Annotated in this window: 21 protein-coding genes and 2 tRNA genes; 16 read left to right on the top strand and 7 right to left on the bottom strand. The window is 73.7% G+C overall.

Translation table 11 applies throughout. The features are described 5' to 3' along the window. Positions 1-7: 7 nt before the first annotated feature. Complete coding sequence (locus V1J52_RS05715) at positions 8-1,417, top strand: dipeptidase (RefSeq protein WP_330138484.1); 1,410 nt, start codon at positions 8-10, stop codon at positions 1,415-1,417. Positions 1,418-1,469: 52 nt separating this feature from the next. Further along, positions 1,470-2,402 (top strand): NAD(+) diphosphatase, encoded by a 933-nt coding sequence (gene nudC / locus V1J52_RS05710; RefSeq protein ID WP_330138483.1) that lies wholly within the window; start codon positions 1,470-1,472, stop codon positions 2,400-2,402. A gap of 82 nt (positions 2,403-2,484) precedes the next feature. On the opposite strand, the gene V1J52_RS05705 is transcribed toward nudC, so the two are convergent. Next, the gene (locus tag V1J52_RS05705; RefSeq protein WP_330138482.1) at positions 2,485-2,742 is read right to left on the bottom strand and encodes a glutaredoxin domain-containing protein; all 258 of its coding nucleotides are present in this window, start codon (positions 2,740-2,742) and stop codon (positions 2,485-2,487) included. A 210-nt stretch (positions 2,743-2,952) separates the two neighbouring features. Between V1J52_RS05705 and V1J52_RS05700 the strand changes: the two genes are divergently transcribed. The 4 genes from V1J52_RS05700 (at position 2,953) to V1J52_RS05685 (ending at position 6,438) form a co-directional block, all read left to right on the top strand. Further along, positions 2,953-5,148 carry an ATP-dependent DNA helicase UvrD2 gene (locus V1J52_RS05700; RefSeq protein ID WP_330138481.1) on the top strand — a complete coding sequence of 732 codons (2,196 nt, stop codon included), beginning with the start codon at positions 2,953-2,955 and terminating at the stop codon, positions 5,146-5,148. 214 nt (positions 5,149-5,362) lie between these two features. Further along, complete coding sequence (locus tag V1J52_RS05695) at positions 5,363-5,650, top strand: hypothetical protein (protein WP_330138480.1); 288 nt, start codon at positions 5,363-5,365, stop codon at positions 5,648-5,650. A 123-nt stretch (positions 5,651-5,773) separates the two neighbouring features. Further along, positions 5,774-6,133: a WhiB family transcriptional regulator gene (locus V1J52_RS05690; protein ID WP_330138479.1), complete on the top strand. Its 360-nt coding sequence runs from the start codon at positions 5,774-5,776 to the stop codon at positions 6,131-6,133. Continuing rightward, positions 6,130-6,438: a putative WhiB-interacting protein gene (locus V1J52_RS05685; RefSeq protein WP_330138478.1), complete on the top strand. Its 309-nt coding sequence runs from the start codon at positions 6,130-6,132 to the stop codon at positions 6,436-6,438. The genes V1J52_RS05690 and V1J52_RS05685 overlap by 4 nt, the downstream gene beginning before the upstream one ends. Before the next feature lie 104 nt (positions 6,439-6,542). Here V1J52_RS05685 and V1J52_RS05680 read toward each other — a convergent pair whose 3' ends face one another. After that, positions 6,543-7,910, bottom strand: a complete 1,368-nt coding sequence (locus V1J52_RS05680; RefSeq protein WP_330138477.1) for an ABC1 kinase family protein — start codon at positions 7,908-7,910, stop codon at positions 6,543-6,545. 32 nt (positions 7,911-7,942) lie between these two features. Further along, complete coding sequence (locus tag V1J52_RS05675) at positions 7,943-9,085, bottom strand: ThiF family adenylyltransferase (RefSeq protein ID WP_330138476.1); 1,143 nt, start codon at positions 9,083-9,085, stop codon at positions 7,943-7,945. Between the two features lie 197 nt (positions 9,086-9,282). Here V1J52_RS05675 and V1J52_RS05670 point away from each other — a divergent pair, with 197 nt between their 5' ends. After that, positions 9,283-9,870, top strand: a complete 588-nt coding sequence (locus V1J52_RS05670) for a M48 metallopeptidase family protein (RefSeq protein ID WP_443075719.1) — start codon at positions 9,283-9,285, stop codon at positions 9,868-9,870. Between the two features lie 34 nt (positions 9,871-9,904). Here V1J52_RS05670 and V1J52_RS05665 read toward each other — a convergent pair whose 3' ends face one another. Continuing rightward, positions 9,905-10,432: an NUDIX hydrolase gene (locus V1J52_RS05665; RefSeq protein WP_330138475.1), complete on the bottom strand. Its 528-nt coding sequence runs from the start codon at positions 10,430-10,432 to the stop codon at positions 9,905-9,907. After that, positions 10,429-11,877, bottom strand: a complete 1,449-nt coding sequence (locus tag V1J52_RS05660) for a zinc-dependent metalloprotease (protein ID WP_330138474.1) — start codon at positions 11,875-11,877, stop codon at positions 10,429-10,431. The genes V1J52_RS05665 and V1J52_RS05660 overlap by 4 nt, the downstream gene beginning before the upstream one ends. Before the next feature lie 168 nt (positions 11,878-12,045). On the opposite strand from V1J52_RS05660, the gene V1J52_RS05655 reads away from it, so the two are divergent. The 4 genes from V1J52_RS05655 to V1J52_RS05640 all read left to right on the top strand — a co-directional run bounded on the left by V1J52_RS05655 (position 12,046) and on the right by V1J52_RS05640 (position 15,253). After that, entirely contained in the window at positions 12,046-13,164 is a 1,119-nt protein-coding gene (locus tag V1J52_RS05655; protein ID WP_330138473.1) for an NAD-dependent epimerase/dehydratase family protein, read from the top strand. Between the two features lie 121 nt (positions 13,165-13,285). Beyond that, entirely contained in the window at positions 13,286-13,756 is a 471-nt protein-coding gene (locus V1J52_RS05650) for a molybdenum cofactor biosynthesis protein MoaE (RefSeq protein ID WP_330138472.1), read from the top strand. 131 nt (positions 13,757-13,887) lie between these two features. Next, positions 13,888-14,145, top strand: a complete 258-nt coding sequence (locus V1J52_RS05645) for a hypothetical protein (RefSeq protein ID WP_330138471.1) — start codon at positions 13,888-13,890, stop codon at positions 14,143-14,145. A 10-nt stretch (positions 14,146-14,155) separates the two neighbouring features. Further along, positions 14,156-15,253, top strand: coding sequence for a YlbL family protein (locus V1J52_RS05640; RefSeq protein ID WP_330138470.1), 1,098 nt, complete (start codon positions 14,156-14,158; stop codon positions 15,251-15,253). Between the two features lie 120 nt (positions 15,254-15,373). On the opposite strand, the gene V1J52_RS05635 is transcribed toward V1J52_RS05640, so the two are convergent. Continuing rightward, complete coding sequence (locus tag V1J52_RS05635) at positions 15,374-15,937, bottom strand: PPA1309 family protein (RefSeq protein ID WP_330138469.1); 564 nt, start codon at positions 15,935-15,937, stop codon at positions 15,374-15,376. Between the two features lie 131 nt (positions 15,938-16,068). Here V1J52_RS05635 and V1J52_RS05630 point away from each other — a divergent pair, with 131 nt between their 5' ends. The 4 genes from V1J52_RS05630 to V1J52_RS05615 all read left to right on the top strand — a co-directional run bounded on the left by V1J52_RS05630 (position 16,069) and on the right by V1J52_RS05615 (position 21,311). Further along, positions 16,069-18,963, top strand: a complete 2,895-nt coding sequence (locus tag V1J52_RS05630) for a UPF0182 family membrane protein (protein ID WP_330138840.1) — start codon at positions 16,069-16,071, stop codon at positions 18,961-18,963. 42 nt (positions 18,964-19,005) lie between these two features. Further along, positions 19,006-19,079: transfer RNA gene (locus tag V1J52_RS05625), tRNA-Met, on the top strand. A gap of 210 nt (positions 19,080-19,289) precedes the next feature. Further along, the gene (locus V1J52_RS05620; RefSeq protein ID WP_330138468.1) at positions 19,290-21,173 is read left to right on the top strand and encodes a tetratricopeptide repeat protein; all 1,884 of its coding nucleotides are present in this window, start codon (positions 19,290-19,292) and stop codon (positions 21,171-21,173) included. 64 nt (positions 21,174-21,237) lie between these two features. Then, positions 21,238-21,311 (top strand) — tRNA-Met (locus V1J52_RS05615). Between the two features lie 178 nt (positions 21,312-21,489). Here the strand turns inward: V1J52_RS05615 and V1J52_RS05610 are convergent. Continuing rightward, positions 21,490-21,906, bottom strand: a complete 417-nt coding sequence (locus V1J52_RS05610; protein WP_330138467.1) for a Fur family transcriptional regulator — start codon at positions 21,904-21,906, stop codon at positions 21,490-21,492. A gap of 156 nt (positions 21,907-22,062) precedes the next feature. On the opposite strand from V1J52_RS05610, the gene V1J52_RS05605 reads away from it, so the two are divergent. Continuing rightward, positions 22,063-23,529 (top strand): catalase, encoded by a 1,467-nt coding sequence (locus V1J52_RS05605; protein WP_330138465.1) that lies wholly within the window; start codon positions 22,063-22,065, stop codon positions 23,527-23,529. Positions 23,530-23,552 lie beyond the last annotated feature (23 nt).

Genomic DNA, 23,552 nt, shown 5'->3' with positions numbered 1-23,552 from the left:
CGTGGGCATGAGTTCCACCCCGGACAGCGCCGTCCGCGAGTACGTCGAGCAGCAGAGCGCCGCCTTCCTGCGGGACCTCACCGCCTGGCTGCGCATCCCCTCGGTCTCCGCCGATCCCGAACGGGCCGCCGACGTGCGGGAGAGCGCCGAGTGGCTGGCCGGCCGGCTGCGGGAGACGGGCTTCCCGGTCGTGGAGGTGTGGGAGACGCCCGGTCTGCCAGCCGTCTTCGCCGAGTGGCCCGCCGTCGACCCGGACGCACCGACGGTCCTGGTCTACGGGCACCACGACGTGCAGCCCGCCGCCCGCGCCGACGGCTGGGCCAGCGAGCCGTTCGAACCCGTCGAGCGGGACGGGCGGCTCTACGCCAGGGGCGCCGCCGACGACAAGGGCCAGGTGTTCCTGCACACGCTCGGCGTGCGCGCCCACCTCGCCGCCACCGGCCGCACCGCACCGGCCGTCCACCTCAAGCTCATCGTGGAGGGCGAGGAGGAGTCCGGCTCGCCCCACTTCCCCGCCCTGCTGCGCGAGCACGCCGACCGCCTCGCCTGCGACGCCGTGGTCGTCTCCGACACCGGCATGTGGGACGAGGACACCCCCACCGTCTGCACCGGCATGCGCGGCCTCACCGACTGCCAGATCGACCTGTTCGGACCCGACCAGGACATCCACTCCGGTTCCTTCGGCGGTGCCGTCCCCAACCCCGCCACCGAGGCCGCCCGGCTGGCCGCCGCCCTGCACGACGAGGACCGCCGCGTCGCCGTCCCCGGCTTCTACGACGGCGTGGCCGAGCTGGCCGCGCACGAGCGCGCCCTGCTGGCCGAGCTGCCCTTCGACGAGAAGCGCTGGCTGCGCACCGCGCACAGCCACGCCGCACTCGGCGAGGCGGGGTACACGGTGCTCGAACGCGTCTGGGCCCGACCCACCGCCGAGGTCAACGGCATATCGGGTGGCTACCAGGGGCCCGGCGGCAAGACGATCGTCCCCGCCCGCGCCCAGCTGAAGCTCTCCTTCCGGCTCGTCGCCGGTCAGGACCCGGCCCGCGTCCAGCAGGCCGTGCGCGCGTGGGCCGCAGACCGGCTCCCGGACGGCATCCGGCACGAGATCACCTTCTGGGGCGCGACGCGGCCGTGCCTCACGCCGCTGGACCACCCCGCGCTCCGCTCCGTCGTACGGTCGATGGAGCGCGCCTTCGGGCAGCCCGTCCGCTACACCCGGGAGGGCGGCTCCGGGCCCGCGGCGGATCTCCAGGACGTACTGGGCGCGCCGGTGCTCTTCCTCGGCATCTCCGTGCCGTCCGACGGCTGGCACGCGCCGAACGAGAAGGTCGAGGTGCCGCTGCTGAGCAGGGGAGCCGAGGCCGCCGCCTACCTGTGGGAGGACCTGGCCGAGCAGTGGGGCCCCGCCGCCCGCGGCTGACCGCCCGCAGCCGACCGCACGTGCAGACGACGAGCAGGAGCGATACGACGCCGTGACCACCTGGACCGAGCAGGACGCCGGGCGTCCGATCACCCTCACCGGCGACGGCGGCATCGACCGCGACGCGCACCACCGCCTGGACGAGGCGTGGCTGGCCGCCGCCTGGAGCCATCCGAGCACGCGCTGCTTCGTCGTCTCCGGCGGGCAGGCCCTGGTGCTCGACACCGACGACGGCCGCACCGAGCTGGTCACCACGCCGACCTTCGACGCCCCGATCACCGAGGCGCACCGCTACTTCCTGGGCACCGACGCGGAGGGCGTGCGCTACTTCGCCCTCCAGAAGGACTCCCTGCCCGGCCGCATGGACGACCTGGCCCGGCCGGCCGGACTGCGCGAGGCCGGCGCGCTCCTCGGCGAGCGGGACAGCGCCCTGCTGGTGCACGCGATCGCGCTGGAGAACTGGCAGCGCATGCACCGCTTCTGCTCCCGCTGCGGCGAGCGCACCGTCATCGCGGCCGCGGGGCACGTCCGCCGCTGCCCCGCCTGCGGGGCCGAGCACTACCCGCGGACCGACCCGGCCGTGATCATGCTGGTGACGGACGCCGACGACCGCTGCCTGCTCGGCCGCCAGGTGCACTGGCCGGAGGGCCGCTTCTCGACGCTCGCCGGTTTCGTGGAACCGGGCGAGTCACTGGAGAACGCGGTGGTCCGCGAGGTCGCGGAGGAGGCGGGCCTGGTCGTCGGCGAGGTGTCCTACGTGGGCAGCCAGCCCTGGCCGTTCCCGTCCAGCCTGATGCTCGGCTTCACGGCCCGCGCCACGGGCACCGACATCCGGGTGGACGGTGAGGAGATCGGGGAGGCCCGCTGGTTCTCCCGCGACGAGCTGCGGACCGCCTTCGAGTCGGGCCAGGTGCTGCCGCCCGGCGGCATCTCCATCGCCGCCCGGCTGATCGAGCGCTGGTACGGCGGGCCGCTCCCGGACTGAGACGCGGGCCCCGGCGCGCGCTCCCCGCGGCGGCAGCCGCCCGGCCCGCCCGGCCCGCCTGGCTGGCCGGGCGGTGAGCCGGTCAGGCGCCGAGGGCCTGCTTCACCTGGGCGAGGCTGGGGTTCGTCATGACGACCGGCTCGCCGCCGGCGGCCGGCACGATCTGGAGCGTCGGAACCGTCTGGTTCCCGCCGTTGGCCTTCTCCACGAAGGCGGCCGACTCCGGGTCGTGCTCGATGTTGACCTCGGTGTAGGCGATCCCCTCGCGGTCCATCTGGCCCTTCAGGCGGCGGCAGTAGCCGCACCAGGTGGTGCTGTACATCGTCACGGTTCCCGCCATGGGGCTCGTGCTCCTTCACGTCGTCCGCTGTGCGCGTCGTCCGCGCCGGGCTCCTCGGTTCGGAGCCCTCGACCCCCGACAACGCGGGACCGGGCGCCGGGATTCCCGGGAGACCGGCAAGACGGCCGGTACGACACGCCGGTATGACAAGAGGGTCACTCCTGTGGACGGCCGTCCCCTCCGCCCCAGCGGACCTGGCAGCATGGCGGGGTGACAGCAGCGACGCACTCCCAGCGGCCTTCGCAGCTCGCGCGTCCGCCCGAGACGGCCGACGCGGTGCTGGAAGGGCTCGACCCCGAACAGCGCGAGGTGGCGACGGCCCTGCACGGGCCCGTGTGCGTGCTGGCCGGAGCGGGCACGGGCAAGACGCGGGCCATCACCCACCGCATCGCCTACGGGGTGCGCTCCGGCGTCCTGCCGCCGGCCGGGGTGCTGGCCGTCACCTTCACCAACCGGGCGGCGGGCGAGATGCGCGGGCGGCTCCGGCAGCTCGGCGCGGAAGGCGTGCAGGCCCGCACGTTCCACTCGGCGGCGCTGCGCCAGCTCCAGTTCTTCTGGCCGCGCGCGGTCGGGGGCGAGCTGCCCCGGCTGGTGGACCGCAAGGCCGCGCTCGTCGGCGAGGCCGCGGGGCGCACCCGCGTCCGGCTGGACCGCTCCGAGCTGCGCGACGTCACCAGCGAGATCGAGTGGGCCAAGGTCACCCAGACCGTTCCCGAGGACTACCCCGGCGCCGTGGCCGCCGCCGGCCGCGTGGCCCCGCGGGACGCGGCCGAGACGGCGGGCGTCTACGCCGCCTACGAACAGCTCAAACGGGAACGCGGCCTCATCGACTTCGAGGACGTGCTGCTCCTGACGGTCGGCATCCTCCAGGAGCGCGCCGACATCGCCGAGCAGATCCGCGGCCAGTACCAGCACTTCGTCGTGGACGAGTACCAGGACGTCAGCCCGCTCCAGCAGCGCCTGCTGGACCTGTGGCTCGGCGAGCGGGACTCCCTGTGCGTCGTCGGGGACGCCGCGCAGACGATCTACTCCTTCACCGGCGCCACCTGCGACCACCTGCTCGACTTCCGCACCCGCCACCCCCGGGCGACGGTCGTGCGGCTGGTGCGCGACTACCGTTCGACGCCGCAGGTCGTCCACCTCGCCAACAAGCTGCTCACCCAGGCCACGGGGCGGGCCGCCGAGCACCGTCTCGAACTGCTCTCGCAGCGCGAGGCCGGTCCCGAACCGGGCTACGCCGAGCACCCCGACGAGCCCACCGAGGCCGAGGACACGGCCCGCCGCATCCGCCAGCTCCTGGAGTCCGGGGTCCCCGCCGGGCAGATCGCGGTGCTCTACCGGATGAACGCCCAGTCCGAGGTCTACGAGCAGGCGCTCGCCGACGCCGGGGTGCCCTACCAGCTGCGCGGCGCCGAGCGGTTCTTCGAGCGCCCCGAGGTGCGCGACGCCGGGGTGGCGCTGCGCGGAGCCGCCCACGCGGGCGGCAACGACCCGCTGCTGTCCGGGGTGGGCGGTCTGGCGGCCCAGGTCCGCACGGTGCTCGGCGCCCGGGGCTGGCCGGCCGAACCGCCGGCCGGTTCCGGAGCGGTCCGGGACCGCTGGGAGTCGCTGGCGGCCCTGGTGCGCCTGGCGGAGGACATGGCCCGCGCCCGGCCCGCCGCCACGCTGGCGGACTTCGTCACGGAGCTGGCGCAGCGGGCGAACGCCCAGCACGCCCCCACCGTCGAAGGCGTCACCCTGGCCTCGCTGCATTCCGCCAAGGGCCTGGAGTGGGACGCCGTCTTCCTGGTGGGCCTGTGCGAGGGCGTGCTGCCGATCAGCCACGCCAGGACGCCCGCCCAGGTCGAGGAGGAGCGTCGGCTGCTCTACGTCGGCGTCACCCGTGCCCGGCGTCACCTGACGCTCTCCTGGTCGCTCTCCCGCACTCCGGGGGGCCGGCCCACCCGCGTGCCCACGCGGTTCCTGGACGGCCTGCGGTCCGGTTCCGCGCCGGGCGGCGCCGGTGCCGCCCGGACCCCCCGGGGCGGCGTGGAGCGCGGCGGCCCGGCCCGTCCGGCGCGGCGCCGCACACTGGTGCGCTGCCGGGTCTGTGGCCGGGCGCTGACCGACGCGGGCGAGATCAAGCTGATGCGCTGCGAGGACTGCCCGTCCGAGCTGGACGAGGAGCTGTACGAGCGGCTGCTCGCCTGGCGCGCCGACGAGGCCCGCCGCACGGGCCAGCCCGACTACTGCGTCTTCACCGACAAGACGCTGATGGCCATCGCCGAGGCCGTGCCGGACGACGAGGCGCAGTTGCGCACCATCGCCGGCGTCACCAGCCGCAAGGTGCGCGGCTTCGGGGCGGCCGTGCTCGCCCTGTGCGCGGGCGGGGAACTGCCCGGCCCGGCGGCCGAGGAGCCGGAATGAACGGCTCCGCACAGCCCGTCTGGAAGGCCAGACGAGACCGGCGGGAACTCGCCGCAAAAATAGTTTGCGCCCGCCGCTGAAAGCCCCATAGCCTTCCGGACATGGAGAGGGCGGGGGCTTCCTTGCTCCAGCTTTTCCATGCTGTACTCATCCCTGAACACATCGGGCCCGGCTCCGGCCGGTCCCACCGAGACGCCGAGAGGAGGCGAGACCAGTGATTGGCATCTTCACCAACACCCCTGGCAACACGAACATGACCGACCGCTCGGTCGTTGCCACCTGCCTGCTCGGCTCCCGTCTCAGGGGCACCGGTGTGTCCGGAGGCCCGGTCAGTGATGAGCGACCGATCCAGGCACCCGCAGTAGCAGCGGAGGCACAGGCGCAGGCCTATGCCTTTACCGCGGCGGCAGTGGGTGCCGGCGCCGGGCGCCAGACGGAAACGAAGAAGCAGCACACGATGTGGGCCTTCCGTGGGCTCGAACCCTGGAGAGATCCAGCCTGATCGCGCGATCAGGTCGGCACCTTCCAGGGCCGCGGAACCCACACCGGGATCCGCGGCCCTTCTGTTTGCCCTGGGCAGCCCGGTCACCCGCCGGACCGACAACGACAGACGAGGAAGTCACCCGTGCAGACACAGACGCACACCCTGTCACCGCGAACCGACCTGAACCCGCCTGATCCCACGGAGGACCCGTTGACCCCCCTGACCACGCTCACCGAGCTGGACGACGCCATCGACCGGCTCGGTGTCGCCGTGCCGTGCCGCAGCTACGACCCCGAGGTCTTCTTCGCCGAGGCCCCCGCCGACGTGGAGTACGCCAAGTCGCTGTGCCAGACCTGCCCGCTGCGCGATGCCTGCCTCGCCGGCGCCAAGGACCGGCGCGAGCCCTGGGGCGTCTGGGGCGGCGAACTCTTCGTACAGGGCGTCGTCGTGCCCCGGAAGCGGCCGCGTGGCCGCCCGCGCAAGAACCCGGTCGCGGCATGAACGTCCACGGCACCATCGACCGTCCGTCGGCGCACGGACCCACGAAGCAGGCCCCGATGAGCACCTCACTCTTCACCGCACCCGACCGCAGCCGGTCCGAACGGACCGTCACGCCCCGGAACAGGACCCGAGACATGCAACTCCTGCCAGAAACACTGAGCCGAACACGAATGCAGGAGCACCTGCGGGAGGCCGAGTCCGAACGGCTCGCCCTGCGGCTCCTCGCCGCCCGACGGATGCAGCGCAAGGCCGAACGTGCCTCGCTGCGCGCCCGCCGGGCGCTCGCCATGGCCGTCATGCACTGACGCGCCCGGCGCCGCGGGGCCACCGAGCCGGTGCCCGCGGCGCCCTCACCGAATCCAGCGACCGGAGCCGGGGCCCTGCGGCCCCGGCTCCGCCGTGTTCCAGGTCAGGCGGAACTGCCGGCCACCTGGGCCGGGCTCTCCCGCTCCGTCGCTTCCTCCTCCTCGGGGAGGAAGCCGGGCAGCCAGTCGGCCAGCTCGTCGCCGAGCCGCACACGGGCACCGAGCTGGCACAGCACCCCGATCGTGCTGAGGGTGACCCGGTGGATCAGCAGGTAGGAGGGCGGCAGGTTCAGCTGCCTGCCGAGCTGGTGGGCCAAAGAGCGCGGGTCGGCGATCCGCGCGGCCTGCTCCCGCATCCAGTCGCGGGAGAACGCGAACTCCTCCACCCGCGCCGGTTCGATGATCGGCGCCAGGTAGTCGAGCACCGCGTCCGGCTCCAGCTCGATGTCCGGCTTGACGAAACCCTCCTCGCACAGCAGCCGGTAGACGCCCTCGGCCTCGTCGGCCAGCACCATGCGCAGCGCCCGGCCGATCGGCTCCGGCAGGCCCTCCGGCAGCCGGTCCACGGTGCCGAAGTCCATGACACCCAGCCGTCCGTCCGCCAGCAGCCGGAAGTTGCCCGGATGCGGATCGGCGTGCAGCAGCCCCGTCCGGGCCGTTCCGGCGAACAGGAACCGCGCGAGCCGCTGCCCCGCCGCGTCCCGTTCGGCCTGTCCGCCCTCGCGGATCACCGCGGCCAGGGGCGTACCCTCCAGCCACTCGGTGACGAGCACCCGCTCGCACTGGTGCACCACCTCCGGCACCCGCACGTCCGGATCGTCGGCGAACTCGGCGGCGTAGGCGCGCTGCGCCTCCGCCTCCAGCCCGTAGTCCAGCTCCTCGGAGACGCGCTCCCGCAGCTCGGTGATCAGCGGCTTGACGTCCATGCCCGGTATCAGCGGCCCGAGCACGCGGGCGAAGCGGCCCAGTTGGGCCAGGTCGGACAGGAGGGCGTCCCCCGCGCCGGGGTACTGCACCTTCACCGCCACCTCGCGGCCGTCGTGCCACACCGCCCGGTGCACCTGGCCTATCGAGGCCGCGGCGGCGGGCTTGTCGGAGAACTCCGCGAACAGCTCGCGCCAGTCCCCCCCGAGCTGCTCGCAGAGCACGGCGTGCACCGTCCTGGCCGGCATCGGGGGCGCGGCGTCCTGGAGCTTGGTGAGCGCCGCCCGGTAGGGGCCCGCCATCTCCTCCGGCAGCGCGGACTCGAAGACCGACAGGGCCTGCCCGAACTTCATGGCACCGCCCTTGAGGGAGCCGAGCGTGGCGAACAGCTGCTCGGCGGTGCGCTTCTGCAACTCGTCCGCGATCGCCTCGGCCGGACGGCCTCCGATGCGCTTGCCGAGGCCGAGGGCCGTCCGTCCCGCGAAACCCAGAGGGAGAGCGGCCAGCTTGGCCGTGCGGGTGACGGCCTTACGGGGAAGATCGGACATGCACCCCTCCAAGTCGCGGACAGCTCGGGCTGCTAAGACGTCGTGGCCACCTGCGGCGCGCCCCCGGCTCGGGGCCGAGGCCCGCCCTGAGGGCCGGCGGCGCCGCAGGGACACTCGCTATACGGTCGCACAGCCTCCTCCTCCTGCCGTAGTCCGGGCAGTACATAGCTGGTGCGCACTCCGGGGACCGCCGCGCCGTCCCCGTCCAGCAGGCTCAGCGCGCACGACGCCGCAGCCCCCGCGACGACCGCCGCGAGCGCCGTGTCGCAGGCGGGCACACCGGTGCGCCGGGCATGCCGCCACTGGCCGACCACCAGCGGCCACGGCGGCTCCCGCACCGCCCGTTCCAGCAGCAGGCACTCGGCGCACGCCGACACACCCGGCAGCACCAGCGGTCCGACGAATCCCGTGGCCTCCACCACTCCGGCGTACAGATGGGGCAGGCCGGCGGCGACCACCTCGCGGGCGGCCTCCGGGTCCGGCGCGTAGGCCGCGAGACCGTCGCGCGGCGCGAAGACGACGAGATCGAGGCCGCCGCCCTCGCGGCGCCCCGCTGCGCACGGCGCCCGCGACGGTGCGGCGGGCCGGGGCGCCCGCGACCAGGGAGCCGCCCGCCGCACCACCTTCCGCAGCGCCGAGGCCCGCCGCTCGCCCGCCTGGTCGGCACCGGCCCCGCCGGGCGCCGCGTCCCAGGCGGTGACGCAGCCGCCGTCCACCACGTCGACCTGGCCCACCCCGGCCGCGGAGAGCAGCCCGGCCAGGGTGCCCCCGACCCGTCCGCCGCCGCGCACCTGCACCCGGGCGCCGCGGCGGGCGGCCAGCCTGCGCAGGGCCGCGCCGGGACCGGGGTGCAGCACCGACAGGGAGGCCAGATCCGGCCGCAGCCGGTCTCCCACGTGTGCGGCGGCCGAGCGTTCCGCGGTGGCGTCGTCCAGCAGTCCGGCCGCCTCCAGCCGCTCCACCAACCGGTCGGCCGTGCGCGGCTCCAGCCCGATCGCACCGGCCGCCTCCCTGAGCTGCCCCAGACTGCGGGTGCCGTCGAGCAGGTCGAGGAAGCTGCCGGTGGCGGTGTCCACCGGGCTCAGCACGACCGCGTGCGCGGGCGTCACCCCGTACTGCACCGTCTGGCGGTCCCGCCAGCTCCTCCGCAGCACCGGCTTGATCATCGGATGCATGTGTGCCCCCTCGGTGTGTTCGGCGCGGCCTCACGAAGCCGCCCGGCCCGCTCTCGCGGACCCGACGACGTCAGCATGCTCCGATCCCCGAAACGGTGCGCCGAGTTGTCCACAGGCAGGGGCAGATCATCGTAGGAGTCAGCCGACCTGGGCATACGCCCTCGGCAGCGCACACCCGGTGCCGGTAACGTCGGGGCGTGCCCGCCGACCCACTGGACAGCGCCCCGCCCGGCGCTCCCTCCCCGCCCGAGCCCCGACCCGGCCACGGTCCCGTCGAGGTGCGCCGCAGCACGCGCCGCCGCCGCACCGTCAGCGCCTACCGGGACGCGGGGCGCACCGTCGTGCTCATCCCGGCCCGGATGTCGGCGGCCGACGAGGAGCGCTGGGTGGCCCGCATGCTCGACCGGCTCGCGGCGCAGGAGAGCCGCCGCACCCCGGTCGACGGGGAGCTGGCCCGGCGGGCCGCGCGGCTCTCCGAGCAGTACCTGGAGGGGCGGGCCAGGCCCGCCTCCGTGCGCTGGGTCACCAACCAGCACACCCGCTGGGGCTCGTGCACGCCGGCCGAGGGCAGCATCCGGCTCTCCCACCGGTTGCAGGGCATGCCCGAGTACGTGCTGGACTACGTCCTGCTGCACGAGCTGGCGCACCTGCTGGTGCCCGGGCACGGCAGCGCGTTCTGGCGGTTGCTGGAGACCTACCCGCGCACCGAGCGGGCGCGCGGGTTCCTGGAGGGCGTCGCCTCGGCCGGACGGCTGCCGCAGGCCCGCCCGCCCGGCGACGGATGAGCCCCCGGCACACCCGCCGCTTCGGCCCGCGGCGCTACAGCAGCGCGCGGGCTCGTTCGGCGAGCCGGACGACGGACGCGTCGGCCACCTCGGGCAGTTCCGCGTGCCCGAACCAGCGCAGATCGAGCGACTCCTCACTGATCGCCGCCACCGCGTCCGCCGGAGCGAGCGCGACGTACTGGACGTCCAGGTGCCAGGCGCACGGCGTCAGGTGGCGGTCCAGGCGCACCGGGCCGCCCGGGAGCAGGGTGAGGTCCGGAATACCGGATTCCTCGACGGCCTCGCGCAGGGCGGCCTCGGCGAGGCCGGTGTCCTGCGCCTCGCAGTGCCCGCCCATCTGGAGCCACCGGCGCATCTTGCGGTGCAGGGTGAGCAGCACGCGCTCCCCGCCGTCCTCGACGACGAGGGCGCTGCCCGTCAGGTGCCCGGCCGTGCAGGAGCGCCACATGGCGTCCGGGTACTCGGCCAGGTGGTCGAGGTAGGCCCGGCGCAGGGCGTCCTGCCCGCCGTCGGGCGCGGCCCAGGCGCCGAGCACCCGGGCCGCGTCGCGGTGCAGCGTCACCGGCCGCCGTCTCCCGGACCGCCGGGCGCTTCGCCTTCCGAGCCCTCCCCGCGGCCGTCCTCGCGCGGCCCGGCGTCCCCGGTGCCCCCGGCGGCGTCACCGAGTATCTTGTCCAGCTCCGAGAAGTCCAGCTGCTCGCGGTGCACGAAGCCGTCCGGGTCGTCCAGGTCGGCCGCGGTGGGCAGCATGTCGGGGTGGGACCACAGGCCGTCGCGGCCCTCGGTGCCCCGGGCGTCGGCCAGCGAGGCCCACAGCCGGGAGGCGTCGCGCAGCCGCCGGGGCCGCAGCTCCAGGCCGATCAGCGTGGCGAAGGTCTGCTCGGCCGGGCCGCCGGTCGCCCGGCGGCGGCGCAGCGTCTCGCGCAGTGCGTCGGCCGCGGGCAGGTGCGGCTGGGCGGCGGCGTGCACGACGGCGTCCACCCACCCCTCCACGAGGGCGAGCGCCGTCTCCAGCCGGGCCAGGGCCGCCTTCTGCTCCGGGGTGTCCTCCGGCTGGAACATGCCCTGCTGGAGCTTCTCCTGGAGTTCCTCGGGACGGCTCGGGTCGAGCTGCCCGACGACGTCCTCCAGCTTGGCGGTGTCCACCGTGATCCCGCGGGCGTAGCCCTCCACCGCGCCGAACAGGTGCGAGCGCAGCCACGGCACGTGGGCGAACAGCCGCTGGTGCGCGGCCTCGCGCAGCGCCAGGTAGAGCCGCACCTCCTCCTGCGGCACGCCGAGCCCGTCACCGAACGCGGTGATGTTGCGCGGCAGCAGCGCGGCCCGGCCCGTCGGCCCCAGCGGCAGCCCGACGTCCGAGGAGCCCACGACCTCGCCCGCGAGCACACCGAGGGCCTGGCCGATCTGGGTGCCGAACATCGCGCCGCCCATCGAGCGCATCATGCCGAGCAGCGGCCCGGCCATGGCCTGCATCTCCTCGGGGAGGACGTCGCCCATGGCTGCCCCGACGCGTTCCGCGACCGGGTCCACCAGCTCCTTCCACACCGGCAGCGTCGCCTCGACCCACTCGGCGCGGCTCCAGGCCACCGCCGATCCCGAACCGGAGGGCAGCGAGGTGGCGCCGTCCAGCCACAGGTCCGCCAGCCGCAGCGCCTCCTGCACCTGGGCGCGCTCCTGCGGGCCGACGCTCGCGTCCTTGGAGCCGTCGGGGGCGCCCTGCGCCACCGTCTGCCGGGCGATGTCCTTGGCCATGTCCCAGTTGACCGGGCCGCCCTCGTAGCTGAGCATCTGGCCGAGCCGCTGGAAGGCGGCGCCCAGGTCGTTCGGGTCCATCCCGCCGGGGCCGCCGCCCAGCGAGCCGAACATCGCGGCCAGCGGGTTGTCCGCCCCCGGGCCGCCCGCGCCGCCGAAACCGAACGGGTCTCCGGCTCCGCCCTTCTTCCGGCCGTCGTCGCCGTCCTCCGGCTCCTCCTGCGGAAGGCCGAATCCGAATGGGGTGTCACTCACGGGATTTCCTCGGCTCTGTCGGTCGGACTGGGTCGGACGGGTGCGTCGGTCGGGTGGCTTCCCACGGGCGGCTCCGCCTCCGGGGCGGCCGCTCCCTCCAGCCTAGACACCTGTCAGGCAGGATGGGGGCCTGCGCCCCGTACCGAAGACAACCACTGGAGCAGCCCGGTGAGTTCCCCCGAGCCGAACGTTCGCGCAGCGCGAAACGGCGCTGCCGGTCCTGTCGTGGCCGTCACCGGCGCGGCCGGCGGGGTGGGTGGCGTCGGTGCGCTGCTCACCGCCCGGCTCGCCGCCTCACCGGAGACCGGGCAGGTCATCGCCCTGGACGAGCGGCGCGGTGAGACCGACGGCGCCGTGTGGCACACCCTCGACGTGCGTGACCCGGAGCTGGCCCGCCGGCTGCGCCCGGACGGCGAGCCGGCCGACGTCGTCGTCCACCTCGCGCTCGACCTCGACCTGGAGTCGGACGCCGCCGCCCGCACGGCCTACAACGTGCGCGGCACGCAGACGGTGCTGACCGCCGCGGCAGCCGCCGGGGTGCGCCGCGTCGTGCTGTGCACCTCGGCGATGGTCTACGGGGCGCTCCAGGACAACGACGTGCCGCTCGCCGAGGACGCCGAGCTGCGGGCGACCGCGGAGGCCACCGGCGTCGGCGACCTGCTGGAGATCGAGCGGCTGGCCGAGCGGGCGCCGCGGGCCCACCCGGGCCTGGAGGTGACCGTGGTGCGTCCCGCCGTGCTGGTGGGCGGCACCGACACCGCGCTCACCCGCTACTTCGAGTCGCCGCGCCTGCTCGTCGTCGCCGGATCGCGGCCCTGCTGGCAGTTCTGCCACGTCGAGGACCTGGTGAGCGCCCTGGAGTACGCCGCCCTGGGGAAGGTGTCCGGTGAGCTGGTGGTCGCGTGCGACGGCTGGCTGGAGCAGGAGGAGGTCGAGGAACTGTCCGGCATCCGCCGCATGGAGCTGCCCTCGGCCGTCGCCCTCGGCGCCGCGTCACGGCTGCACCGCCTCGGGCTCACGCCGTCCCCGGCCGGGGACCTGGCCTACACCATGTACCCGTGGGTGGTCAGCGGCTCCCGGCTGCACGACGCGGGCTGGCGGCCGCTGTGGACGAACGAGGAGGTCCTGGCCGAGCTGCTGGACGAGGTGGCGGGCCGCCACACCGTCGCCGGACGGCGGCTGGGCCGCAAGGACGCCGCCACCACGCTGGGCGCGGCGGGGGCGACCGTCGCGCTGGTGGGCACCGCGGCCCTGGTGCGCCGGGCCAGGAGGCGGCGCGGCCGGTGACCGGCGGCCCGGGGGCGTCCCCGGCCGGCTGCCGGGAGCCCGGCGGTCCGCCGCGGGCTGTTCCGCCCGCACTGTGGAAGCCGGTTTCCGCAATCGTGCGCGTTAGGGCAGCATGAGGCACATGGCTCAGACCCAACACAACCCCGGCCACCCCGGCGAGCGGGCCGCCGCCGAGCCGATCCGGCTGCTGGACGTCCGGGACGCCCCGCTCTCCCTGGACGAGGTCTTCCGGGCAGTGGGGGACGAGGCCGCGGGCGGCACCGCCCTCTTCGTCGGCACCGTGCGCGACCACGACGGCGGCGCCGACGTCGCCCGGCTGGGCTACTCCGCGCACCCGTCCGTCCTGGCCGAGCTGCGGCGCGTCGCGGAGCGGGTCGCGGCCGACTTCCCCGTGCGCGCCCTCGCGGCCGTCCACCGCGTCGGAGACCTGGCGGTGGGCGACCTGGCCGTCGTCGTCGCCGTCTCCTGCCCGCACCGGGCCGAGGCGTTCGCCGCCTGCCGCCGCCTGATCGACGACCTCAAGCACGAGGTGCCGATCTGGAAGCACCAGACGTTCGCCGACGGCACCGAGGAGTGGGTCGGCGCCTGCTGAGCCCGTCGCCCGGCCGGCCCCCGGAGCTCCGCGCTCCGGTTGCGGGCCCCGGGGAGCCCGCCGACGGTTGAGGTCACCGAGACGATACGCACCGGCCGCCGTGCCCGGCGGCCGGTAACAGGGAGGTACGCATGGCGTCGCTGGTCTGGCTGCTCATACCCCTGGGGGCCGCGGTCACCGCGGGGCTGTGGGCCGTGTGGGCCGCACGGCAGACGGTGGAGCGCGGCGCGAGCGACGCGGCGGGCGTCGCCGGGTATGACGCGTTCCGCACCGCGATGGAGCGGTCGGCGGCCGAGCGGTACCGCACCGCGCCGCCCGCGGCTGCGGCGCCGGTCAGCGCCCCACCAACGGACCGTCCCGGGAGGCCGGCTGAGGGGGCCGTCCCGTAGGGTCGTGGCCATGTCGCGCCGACACGCCACCATCCTGGCATCCACGCTCCTCCTCATAGGGATGCTCTGTGCGGTGGCGCTGGTGCGGGTGCCCTACTCCGAACTGTCGCCGGGACCGACGGTCAACACGCTCGGTGAGTACGACGGGGACCCGGTGCTCAGCATCGAGGGGCGCGAGACGTACCCGACCTCCGGGCACCTCAACATGACCACGGTCCGCGTGACGAGCGCGGACTACCGCATGACCCTCGGCGAGGCGCTCTACAGCTGGCTGGCGGACGACGCCGCCGTCGTGCCGCACGACTCCCTCTACCCGGACGGCACCACCGCCGAGGAGGCGGAGGAGGAGAACGCCGAGGAGTTCTCCCAGTCCCAGCAGAGCGCGAAGGTCGCGGCGCTGGCGGAACTCGGCATCCCGGTGCCCACCCGGACGGTCGTCTCGGCCGTCGTCAAGGACAGCCCGGCGGAGGGCACCCTCCGCGCCGGGGACGTGATCAAGGCCGTGGACGGCACGCCGGTGCGCGAGCCCGCCGATGTCGCCCGGCTGGTCACCGAGCACGAGCCCGGCGAGGACGTCGTGTTCACGGTCGTACCGGCCAAGGCCGCGGAGGCCGCCGAGAAGGCCGGTGAGGACCCGCTCACCGCCGGCACCCGCGAGGTCACCGTCGCCACCGCGCCCGCCGAGGACGACCAGCGGGCCATCGTCGGCATCCAGGCCGGAACGGCGCACACCTTCCCGTTCGACATCGACATCAAGCTCGCCGACGTGGGCGGACCGAGCGCCGGGCTGATGTTCGCGCTCGGCATCGTCGACAAGCTGACCGACGAGGAGCTGACCGGCGGCACGTTCGTCGCGGGCACCGGCACGATCGACGGCGAGGGCGAGGTCGGACCGATCGGCGGCGTCACCATGAAGACCCGCGCGGCCGCCGCCGCGGGCGCCCGGTACTTCCTCACCCCGGAGGAGAACTGCGCGACGGCCGCGAAGGAACGGCCCGACGGCCTGACGCTGGTCGAGGTCGGCACTATGGACGACGCGCTGGAAGCCCTGCGGGACATCCGCGAGGACGACACCGAGTCCCTTCCCCTCTGCACGGCCGCGGACTGACCCCGGCGGCGGAGCGGCCCGCACCGCACCGGTACCGCCCCGCACCGGCCGCCGTCACGGACGGCGCCCCGCCCCGGCCCGTCCCGCCGTGCGGGACGCCCCGGCGCGGGGCCGCGCCGCTCAGCCGGTGAACGTCGCCGCGAGCGCCTCGGCCAGCCCCGGCACCAGATCGCTGCCCGTCAGCACCTCGCTGGCGGCGTCCTTCTCGCGCAGCCGCAGCGCCGACTCCCGCGCGCCGTCCCGCAGCACGCCGACCGTCATCCGCACCTCCTGCCGGTCCGGGTGCCGGGCCACCCACGCGGACAGCTCCTCGGGGGAGAGCCCGGTCGGCAGCGAGTCCTCGGCCGAGGGGGGCAGCATCAGCCGCTCCAGGGTCAGCGCGCAGCCGGTGACGGCGTCCGGCCAGGCGATGGTGCCGAGGAACTCGTCCAGCGGCAGCCCGGCGGGCAGCTCGTCTTGTTCGATGGGGGTCAGCGCGCCGCCGGCCGGGCCGCCGTCGTCGGCCAGCCCGAGCTGGCCGGCCAGCTCGGGCTCCTGCGTCCGCAGCTCGTCGGTGTCGACCAGCGCGAACAGCCGCACGGGCTGGTCCCAGCCGAGGCCGGCGGTGTACTCGTCGATTTCGAGGACGGCGCGGGTCAGTGGGGAGGAGGCCAGGGGCGTGCCGTCAAGGGGGAGGTTGCTCATGCCCATATCGTGCCTTCTGCGACCCCGGAAACGGGAACCGGGTAAAGCTTCGTTAAGTTGACTACGTGAGCCCTGCGGTGCGGGGCCGCCCCATCCACTGCGATTTCGAGGTGCGCACCTTGGCTTTCCAGATGCCGGACCGGGGCTCAGGAGGTCCCTCCGGGCCACGGATCAGAGTCGGCCAGCCGTCCAGACGCGCCAAGACGCTGTTGCTGACAGCGGGCGTACTGGCAGTGCTGGCCATGCTTTTCGTCATGTTCGCCGGGTTCTGGACCGACTGGCTCTGGTACCGGTCGGTGAACTTCACCACCGTCTTCACCACGACGCTGTGGACGAAGGCCGTACTGTTCGCGGTCTTCGGCCTGCTCATGGCGCTGGCCGTCGGGTTCAACGTCTGGCTGGCCCACCGGCTGCGTCCGCCGCTGAGCGCGATGTCGCTGGAGCAGCAGAGCCTCGACCGCTACCGCATGGGCATCGCGCCGTACAAGAAGTGGCTGCTGCTGGGCGTCACCGCGCTCATCGGCCTCATCGGCGGCGCCTCGGCCTCGGGGCAGTGGCGGACCTGGCTGATGTGGGTGAACGGGACGTCCTTCGGCCAGACGGACGCGCAGTTCGGCAAGGACATCTCGTTCTTCGCCTTCGACCTGCCCTTCTACCGCTTCCTGCTGAGCTTCGGCTTCGGGGCGACCGTCCTGTCGCTGATCGCCGCCGCGCTCGTGCACTACCTCTACGGCGGGCTGCGGGTGACGACGCCCGGCGCGCGCGCCACCTCCCAGGCCACCGGTCATCTCTCGGTGCTGCTGGGCGTCTTCGTCGCCCTCAAGGCCGTGGCGTACTGGCTCGACCGCTACGGGCTCGCGGTGAAGTCCAGCGACATCCGCGGGCAGGACGACTGGACGGGGCTGCGCTTCACCGACGCCAACGCCTACCTCCCGGCGAAGACGATCCTCTTCTTCATCGCCGGCATCTGCGCCCTGTTGTTCTTCACGGCCCTGTGGCGGCGCACCTGGCAGCTCCCGATGATCGGCCTGGGGCTGCTGGTCCTGTCGGCCATCCTCATCGGCGGCCTGTACCCGGCGCTCGTGGAGCGGTTCCAGGTCCAGCCGAACCAGCAGGCCAAGGAGTCGCCGTACATCGCCAAGAACATCGAGGCGACCCGGCAGGCGTACGGCATCGACGACGCGGACATCTCCTCCTTCGAGGGAGCGGCCACCGAGGACGAGGAGGTGGAGCTGACCGACGAGGAGAGCCGCGAGCTGCGGGACGCGGTGAGCGAGGCGGCGAGCATCCGCCTGCTGGACCCGAACGTGGTCTCGCCCGCCTTCCGGCAGTCCCAGCAGATCCGCGGGTACTACACGTTCCCCGACAACCTCGACGTGGACCGCTACGAGAACGCCGACGGCGAGGAGCAGGACACCGTCATCGGTCTGCGCGAGATCAACATCGGCGGCGTCCCCGAGCGCAACTGGATCAACGACCACTTCAAGTACACCCACGGCTTCGGCGTGGTCTCCGCGCTGGGCACCCAGGTGGACTACGAGGAGGGCGGCGGCACCCCGGTCTACACCGAGAGCGACCTGCCCCCGAAGGGCACGCTGGGCGAGTACCAGCCGCGCGTCTACTACGGCGAGCAGACGACGATGTACTCCATCGTCGGCGGTCCCCAGCAGGAGCTGGACTACGTGTCCAACGACGAGGAGAAGCTGTACACCTACGAGGGGAACAGCGGCGTCGCGCTGTCGGGCACCCTGAGCCGGGCCGCCTACGCCCTGGCCTTCGGCGAGCCGAAGATCCTGTACTCGGGCGCCATCGGCGAGGGTTCGCGCATCCTGTACAACCGCACGCCCAAGGAGCGGGTCGAGGCCGTCGCCCCCTGGCTGACCATCGACGGCGACCCCTACCCGGCGGTCGTCGAGGGCAAGATCCAGTGGATCGTGGACGCCTACACGACGTCCAACGGCTACCCCTACTCCTCGCGCACCACGCTCGGTGACACCACGCAGGACGCGCTGACCGACGGCCAGCGCGCGGTACTGGCCCAGCAGGACCAGGTCAACTACATCCGCAACTCGGTCAAGGCGACCGTGGACGCGTACAGCGGCGAGGTGAAGCTCTACGAGTGGGACACCAACGACCCGGTGCTCAAGACCTGGATGAAGGCGTTCCCCGACACCGTCGAGCCGCGCAGCGCGATCAGCGACGACCTGCTGGACCACCTGCGCTACCCGCAGGACCTCTTCAAGGTCCAGCGGGAGCTGCTGACGCGCTACCACGTCACCGACCCGGGGCAGTTCTACAGTGGCAGTGAGCGCTGGCAGATCCCGGTCGACCCGACGCGCGACGGCGAGGAGCCGGTCCCGCCGTACTACCTGAGCCTGCGGATGCCGGGCGAGGCGGAGAAGTCGTTCTCGCTCACCACCACGTTCAACCCGAACAACCGCGAGACGCTGGGCGCGTTCATGGCGGTGGAGTCGGACGCCATGAGCGACGACTACGGCACGATCCGCATCCTGAGCCTGCCGGCGAGCAGTTCGGTGGCCGGTCCGCAGCAGGTGCAGAGCCGGTTCAACTCCGATACGCAGATCGCCGAGTCGATCAACATCCTCGAAAGAGGTGACTCGGAGGTCGAGTACGGCAACCTGCTCACCATCCCGATGGACGACGGCATGCTCTACGTCGAGCCGCTGTACGTCCGGGGCGCCAACACCAACTACCCGCGCATGCGGAAGGTGCTGGCCGTCTACGGCGGGGAGATCGCCTACAAGGACACGCTGGAGGAGGCCCTCGACACCGTCTTCCAGGTGAACACCGAGGGTGAGCCGCCCGCCGATCAGCCGGAGGAGCCACCGGCCGACGAGCCGGAGGACCCCCCGGCCGACGAGCCGCAGGAGCCGGAGACGCCCGGGGACCTCCCGGCGCTGCGGGACGCCCTGGAGGACGCCCAGGAGGCCCTGGAGACGTTGCAGGACGCCCTGCGCCGCGCCGGGGAAGCCCAGCAGGGTGACGGGGGTGGCGGAGGAGGGTGAACGAGGCCGCTCCGCGCCGTGGTAGAGTTGTGAACACAACGGCGCGGGGTGGAGCAGCTCGGTAGCTCGCTGGGCTCATAACCCAGAGGTCGCAGGTTCAAATCCTGTCCCCGCTACTGCACGAGAAGGGCCCGGAGTCTCAGACTCCGGGCCCTTCTCGCTGTGCGTTCCTCCTCGGTTCCCCGACCGGTGTCCTCACCCGGAATCGTCACCCGGAAGAAGTACCGGAGTTTGAGGCCCCATCATGTCGGGAAGTCGACAAAGCGCCGAAGTGACCTCACGGGCTGCGGTATACCAGGTGTACCCGGGTTGCAGGTGGTGCGACGATGGACCTTATGGGGGAAATGGCAACGCTTGACGATGCAGAAGGCGTGAGGTTCTCGTACGACCGAAGAAGAGCGCCGGAGACGATCGTTCCCGGCCGCGCCGAGGTCACGCACGAGCGGTCCGCGACGAACGGGGCTCTCCGCCGCGCGGCGGCGCAGCCGGGGGAGGGGAAGGGCGACCCGGGGCGGCTGAGCGCCCTGGGCGCCTCGCTGCTGCGCCGGGGCGACGCGGAGGCGGCCGAGCCGTACCTGCGCGCCGCCGCGGGCGCGGGGGACCGGGCCGCCGCCAACAATCTGGGGGTCCTGCTGCACCAGGGCGGCCGCGCCGCCGAGGCCGCCGAGTGGTGGCGCACGGCGGCCGTGGCCGGCTCCGCCGCCGCGGCGCACGCCCTCGGCCGGTACCACCGCGAGCAGGGCGACGAGACGGCGGCTGGCTACTGGCTGCGGCAGTCCGCCGAGGCCGGACACACCCTGGGCGCCTACGCGCTGGCCGACCTGCTGGACCACCGGGGCGAGGACGGCGCCGCCCAGTGGTTCCGCGCGGCGGCCGAGGGCGGCCACCGGGAGGCGGCCTACCGCGTGGGCCTGCTGGCCCTGCGCGCCGCCCGCCCGACCTCCGCCCGGGAGGCCGAGCGCTGGTTCCGCCAGGCCGCGGCGCGCGGGCACCGGCGTGCCGCGCTGCGCCTGGCCACCTTGCTGGAGGAGCGCGGTGAGCTGCGCGAGGCCGGACGCTGGTACCTGATCGCCGCCAACGAGGGCGAGCCGCAGGCCGCCTGCGCGCTGGGCTTCCTGCTGCGCGACGCGGGCAACGACGAGGCTGCGGAGGACTGGTGGCGCCGGGCCGCGCTGGGCGGTGACGGCAACGCCGCCAACGCGCTCGGCGCGCTCCACGCGGACCGGGGCGAGCGGCAGAGCGCCGAGCGCTGGTACCGGGCGGCCCTGGACGCGGGCGACGTGAACGGCGCGTTCAACCTGGGCCTGCTCTGCGCGGGCCAGGGCCGGGACGCGCAGGCCGAGCAGTGGTACCGCAAGGCCGCCTACGCCGGGCACACCGAGGCGGCGAACGCCCTGGCCGTGCTGCTGCTCCAGCGCGGCGACGCCCAGGGAGCGGAGCCGTGGTTCTCCAAGGCGGCCGAGGGCGGCAGCGTGGACGCCGCGTTCAACCTCGGCATCCTGCACGCGGGCCGGGGGGAGGAAGCCGCCGCGTTGCAGTGGTACCGGCAGGCGGCCGAGGCCGGGCACGCGGAGGCCGCGCTCCAGGTGGGCAGCGCCCTCCTCCGTGACGGCGCGGAGGACGCCGCGGAGCGCACCCTGCGCCGGGCCGCCGAGTGCGGCAGCGTCGAGGGCGCGTTCCGGCTGGCCGCGCTCCTGGAGCGGCGCTCCGCCGGCGCCCCGCCGCAGGCGCCGGACGCGCTGGACGCGGCGGCGGACGCGGGGGAGGAGCTGTGCGGCCCCGATGGGGCGGGTGGTGACGGGCCGGGCGGGCGTCCCGAGTACGAGGACTGGTACGAGACGGCGGCACGGGCGGGGCACCGCCGCGCCCAGGTGCGGGTCGGCATGTGCGCGGTCGCCCGGGGCGAGGTGGTCGAGGCCGCCCACTGGTACCGCCAGGCGGCCGAGGCGGGCAGCGGCAACGGCGCGTTCAACCTGGGCCTGCTGCTGGCCCGGGAGGGCGCGGAGCCCGAGGCGGCGCTGTGGTGGCAGCGGGCGGCGGAGGCGGGGCACGGCCGGGCCGCGCTGCGCCTGGCGCTGCTCGCGGCCCGGCGCAACGAGCTGGCCGAGGGACGGCACTGGTGCGGGCGCGCGATGGAGCTGGGGCCCGCGGAGGTGGCCGGGCGCGCGGCCCGGCTGAAGGACGCCCTGCACGCGGAGCTGACGGCCTGAGCGGGGGCCGCCGAACCGATTTGCACTGCACGTCGCGGGGTGGTTAGAGTAGGGATCACAACGACGCGGGGTGGAGCAGCTCGGTAGCTCGCTGGGCTCATAACCCAGAGGTCGCAGGTTCAAATCCTGTCCCCGCTACTGTAGGCCGAAGGCCCGGAACCGATCAGGTTCCGGGCCTTCGGTGCGTGTGGAACCGTGTGCGGACGCAACGGCGGTCGGGCGGCGGGCGCCCGGGGCCGGGCGCGAGGAGCCCGGGGCCGGGCGCCCCTCACGGCGGGGAAGGCCGAAGCGTGGAGGGGGCGGGGCCCGCGCGCCGTCAGGACGTGGTGCAGTCCGGGCACAGGCCCCGGTAGATGACGGTGGCCTCGGAGACGGCGAAGCCGTACCGCTCGCCCTCGGGCAGCGCGTGCAGCGGGTCGCCGGAGGGGTGGACGTCGCGCATGGTGCCGCACCCCGAGCACACCAGGTGCTGGTGCGTGTGGTGGGCGTTCGGGTCGTACCGCTTCGCGCGGCCGTCCGTGTTGACCTCGATGATCTCGCCGAGCGCCACCAGTTCGCTCAGCGTGTTGTAGACCGTCGCACGGGCGATCTCGGGGAGCCGCGCCGTCGCGCGGGCATGGACCTCGTCGGCGGTGTAGTGCACGTGGTCACCGTCGAGGACCTCGGCGACGACGCGCCGCTGCGCGGTCATCCGCCAGCCGCGGTCGCGCAGGCGTTCCAGAAGGTCGCTCATTGATCCCACCCATCGTTCAGGTACGGCCAGCTTACAGCGGGCCGTCCCTGGCCGGACTGTGTACGGTTTTCATCTCTATCTTGACTTGGACAGAGTCTAATGTAGGCTCGGCTCCGGCGACAGGCCACGGGACAGGACACAGTGCAGGAGGCGTAAGTGACTGCTCAGAGCGAGACCACCGGTCCGCTGACCACGGAATCCGGGGCTCCGGTCGCGGACAACCAGAACAGCCAGACCGCGGGCGTGGGCGGCCCCGTCCTCATCCAGGACCAGCTCCTGCTGGAGAAGCTCGCGCACTTCAACCGGGAGCGCATCCCGGAGCGCGTGGTGCACGCCCGCGGCGCGGGTGCCTACGGCACCTTCACCGTGACCGGCGACATCGCGCAGTACACGCGGGCGAACTTCCTCAGCGAGATCGGCAAGGAGACCGAGGTCTTCCTGCGCTTCTCCACCGTGGCGGGCAACCTGGGCGCGGCGGACGCGGTGCGCGACCCGCGTGGCTTCGCGGTGAAGTTCTACACCGAGGAGGGCAACTACGACCTCGTCGGCAACAACACCCCGGTGTTCTTCATCAGGGACGCCATCAAGTTCCCCGACTTCATCCACACCCAGAAGCGCGACCCGTACACCGGCTCGCAGGAGGCGGACAACGTCTGGGACTTCTGGGGCCTGTCGCCCGAGTCCACCCACCAGGTGACCTGGCTGTTCGGCGACCGCGGCATCCCCGCCACGTACCGCCACATGGACGGCTTCGGCTCGCACACCTTCCAGTGGACGAACGAGGCCGGCGAGGCCTTCTGGGTCAAGTACCACTTCAAGACCGACCAGGGCATCAAGTGCCTCACCCAGGACGAGGCCGACCTGCTCGCGGGCAAGGACCCGGACAGCCACCAGCGCGACCTGCGGGAGTCCATCGAGCGCGGCGACTACCCGAGCTGGACGGTCTACGTCCAGATCATGCCCGTGGCCGAGGCGGCGAACTACCGCTTCAACCCCTTCGACCTGACGAAGGTCTGGCCGCACGGCGACTACCCGCGCATCGAGATCGGCAAGCTGGAGCTCAACCGCAACCCGCAGAACGTCTTCGCCGAGGTCGAGCAGTCGATCTTCTCCCCGCACCACTTCGTGCCGGGCATCGGCCCCTCGCCCGACAAGATGCTCCAGGGCCGCCTGTTCGCCTACGGGGACGCGCACCGCTACCGCGTCGGCATCAACGCCGACCACCTGCCGGTGAACCGTCCGCACGCCACCGAGGCCCGTTCGCACGGCCGGGACGGCCTGATGTACGACGGCCGGCACGCCGGGGCCAAGAACTACGAGCCGAACAGCTTCGGCGGCCCCGCCGAGACCGGCCGCGCGCTGTGGGAGCCGCAGCCGGTCACCGGTGTCACCGGTGACCACGAGACGCCGCTGCACGCCGAGGACGACGACTTCGTCCAGGCGGGCAACCTCTACCGGCTGATGACGGAGCCGGAGAAGGAGCGTCTGGTCGGCAACCTCGCGGGGTTCATCGCCAAGGTCTCGCGCGACGACATCGCGCAGCGGGCCATCGAGAACTTCCGCAAGGCGGACGAGGACTACGGCAAGCGGCTCGACGCCGCCGTCGCGGCCCTGCGCGGCTGAGGCAGCCGCCCCCGACCGCGGCA

The organism is Streptomyces solitudinis (genome assembly GCF_036323765.1).
Lineage (GTDB): Bacteria > Actinomycetota > Actinomycetes > Streptomycetales > Streptomycetaceae > Streptomyces.
This window is presented reverse-complemented; position numbering and strand designations above follow the sequence as displayed.

Coding starts and splice junctions, on each gene's coding strand:
- V1J52_RS05715 (WP_330138484.1), top strand. CDS start 8: ATGAGTTCCACCCCGGACAGCGCCGTCCGCGAGTACGTCGAGCAGCAG.
- V1J52_RS05705 (WP_330138482.1), bottom strand. CDS start 2,742: ATGGCGGGAACCGTGACGATGTACAGCACCACCTGGTGCGGCTACTGC.
- V1J52_RS05685 (WP_330138478.1), top strand. CDS start 6,130: ATGAACGTCCACGGCACCATCGACCGTCCGTCGGCGCACGGACCCACG.
- V1J52_RS05680 (WP_330138477.1), bottom strand. CDS start 7,910: ATGTCCGATCTTCCCCGTAAGGCCGTCACCCGCACGGCCAAGCTGGCC.
- V1J52_RS05675 (WP_330138476.1), bottom strand. CDS start 9,085: ATGCATCCGATGATCAAGCCGGTGCTGCGGAGGAGCTGGCGGGACCGC.
- V1J52_RS05650 (WP_330138472.1), top strand. CDS start 13,286: ATGGCTCAGACCCAACACAACCCCGGCCACCCCGGCGAGCGGGCCGCC.
- V1J52_RS05645 (WP_330138471.1), top strand. CDS start 13,888: ATGGCGTCGCTGGTCTGGCTGCTCATACCCCTGGGGGCCGCGGTCACC.
- V1J52_RS05640 (WP_330138470.1), top strand. CDS start 14,156: ATGTCGCGCCGACACGCCACCATCCTGGCATCCACGCTCCTCCTCATA.
- V1J52_RS05635 (WP_330138469.1), bottom strand. CDS start 15,937: ATGAGCAACCTCCCCCTTGACGGCACGCCCCTGGCCTCCTCCCCACTG.
- V1J52_RS05630 (WP_330138840.1), top strand. CDS start 16,069: ATGCCGGACCGGGGCTCAGGAGGTCCCTCCGGGCCACGGATCAGAGTC.
- V1J52_RS05620 (WP_330138468.1), top strand. CDS start 19,290: ATGGACCTTATGGGGGAAATGGCAACGCTTGACGATGCAGAAGGCGTG.
- V1J52_RS05610 (WP_330138467.1), bottom strand. CDS start 21,906: ATGAGCGACCTTCTGGAACGCCTGCGCGACCGCGGCTGGCGGATGACC.